Raw genomic sequence first — 1,230 nt, forward strand, 5'->3', positions numbered from 1 at the left:
CACGCCCTCAGCCAGCTCGGCGCCTACTTCGCCGACCCGGCCGGCCTGTGCCGGGCGGCGACGGCCGACTTCCTCGGCGTGGTCCGCGAGCACGAGGCGGCCGTGCGGGCCGACCTGGAGACGGCGGCGGCAGGCGTCGCCGCCGAGGACCAGGTGCTGCGCGACAACAGCCGCCCCGGCGCCTTCGTGCTCGTTGGCGCGGCCGTCCTGTTCGGCCTCGCGGCGCTCGGCCTCGCGATCTTCGGCTTCCCGAGTCTCTCGGCGCGGGAGGCCGGCTACTTCGCGGTCGTCGTGCTCGTGCTCGGCGCGATCCTCGGGGCTTTGGGCGGCTACCGGCTCTGGCGCGGCGAGCGGGTCACCCTGATCCTGCGCCCCGACGGGCTGGAGGTGCCGGGGCTCGATCGGTCTATCGCCTGGGAGGCGATCGCCGACCTCGACATCAGCGTGAACCAGACCGGCATCGCCACGCGCCTGCTGCTGCCGCCGGAGGCGCCGTTCCCGGTCCGCGTGCCCGGCGGGCGCGGCGTGAAGCTCGACGCCAAGCGCCGCATCGTCACCTTCGCCCTCGGCCTGCCCCGCCGGACGACGCCGCAGGACTTCGTCGACCTGCTCGGCCGCTACCAGGTCGCGGCGCAGGCGCGTCGCCTCCTGGCCCAGGCCGAAGCCGCCTGATCCGAAACCCGGACCCTTTGAGGCTCGATGACCGCATCGCCCGACCGCACCGGCCCCTCGACCGGCCCTGCCACGAACGCTTCGCAGGCCCCCCTGCGGCTGCCGCCGGCCAGCGGCGGCTGGCGACAGACCCTTTGGGTCCTGCTCGGCGTCGCCGGCTTGTGCGGCGTCCTGGTGGCCTGCGCCCTCTATACGGCGCCGGCGGTGCTGTCGGATTGGCAGGTGCGCGAGGCGGCCCAACCCGTCCCCGACGCGCGGGTGAGCGACGGGCGGTGCAGCACCAAGCTGGTCGTCCACATCTGCGACGCGACCCTGAGCCTGTCCACGCCCAAGGGCGCGGTGACGCGCCGGGTGAACTACGTGTTCACGGGCGTGCACCTCGGCGATTACAGCATCAGCGTCATGGCCGACCCGGCCCGCCCCGACCTCGTCACCACCGATCTCGGCCTCGACCGCCTGGTGAACCGCACCATCACCCTCGTGGTCGTGCTCCTGGCGACGTTCGCCACCATCGTGGCGGCGCTCGTTGCGCTCGTCCGCAACCGGCGCGCGGGGGCC

1 protein-coding gene and 1 pseudogene are annotated in these 1,230 nt (G+C 74.2%); both read left to right on the forward strand.

Features of this window, described 5'->3' with window-relative positions:
• Positions 1-672: pseudogene (locus tag FV222_RS30210) on the forward strand (peptidase M48); the annotation flags it as partial.
• 27 nt (positions 673-699) lie between these two features.
• The coding region (locus FV222_RS26585) for a hypothetical protein (RefSeq protein ID WP_246685688.1) at positions 700-1,230 on the forward strand (531 nt) is incomplete at its 3' end.

Origin of the sequence: Methylobacterium sp. WL103, from assembly GCF_008039885.1 — a bacterium.
Classification (GTDB): domain Bacteria; phylum Pseudomonadota; class Alphaproteobacteria; order Rhizobiales; family Beijerinckiaceae; genus Methylobacterium; species Methylobacterium cerastii.